We start from the raw sequence: 962 nt of genomic DNA, 5'->3' as shown, positions 1-962 counted from the left end.
TTCTTTGGTTATAACGGTGACAACTGGGTATCAACCTTCCCGAAAGACAACATGGTGGTAGGTAAAGGATATATCATTCGCGGGCCTAACGGTTCTTCAAATACCGTAAGAGCTGATTATCCGGCTACCTTTATAGGTACGCCTAACAATGGTGCCATATCAGGAGAGAGCTTAACAGCCGGTAAATACTATTTAATCGGAAACCCGTATCCGTCAGCTTTGGATGCCGATACGTTTATATTGCAGAATAGTTTCCTTGAAGGAACATTATATTTCTGGACCCATAACACACCGGTGGTTCTTTCCGGTGCGTACAAATACAGCACGGCAGATTATGCGAGTTATAATATGACCGGAGGTGTATTGGGACAACCTGCACCGAGCGGAAGCATTCCGGGAAACAACAACAGCAAACCAACAGGCAAGATAGGCGCCGGACAATCCTTCTTTGCACAGGCTGCCAGTGCCGGAACGGTAAGCTTTGTTAACAACATGCGCCGCGGAGCAGTGGATAACACACAGTTCTTTAAATCCGCTTCAAAAGAAACGGCAATCGAGAAACACCGACTTTGGCTAAACATGACCAATGCAGAGGGAGCCTTCAAGCAAATGCTGGTAGGATATGTACAAGGGGCTACCAATGAATACGAAGCCCGATACGACGGGGTAAGTTTTGACGGGAATCCTTATATTGATTTCTATAGCGTTGCCAACAATAACAATTATGTGATCCAGGCCCGTGCATTGCCTTTTGTAAATACGGATCTGGTTCCTTTAGGCTACAGAACCACTATTGCAGGGGATTTCACGATCTCTATTGACCAGGCAGATGGAGACTTGAAAAATCAGGTGGTTTACCTGGAAGACAAAAAAACCGGTACCATTCATGATTTAACCCAAAGTGATTATAAATTCACGACCGCTGTGGGAACTTTCGCCGATCGTCTGGTATTGCGTTACAC

At 45.4% G+C, this 962-nt stretch carries 1 pseudogene; it reads left to right on the top strand.

What is annotated here, in order from left to right:
• Positions 1–962: pseudogene (locus tag GKZ86_RS25325) on the top strand (calcium-binding protein); the annotation flags it as partial.

This window comes from Flavobacterium sp. LC2016-13 (genome assembly GCF_009707955.1).
Classification (GTDB): domain Bacteria; phylum Bacteroidota; class Bacteroidia; order Flavobacteriales; family Flavobacteriaceae; genus Flavobacterium.
Note: the sequence above shows the minus strand (reverse complement) of the source record. Positions and strands in the feature narration are given on the sequence as shown.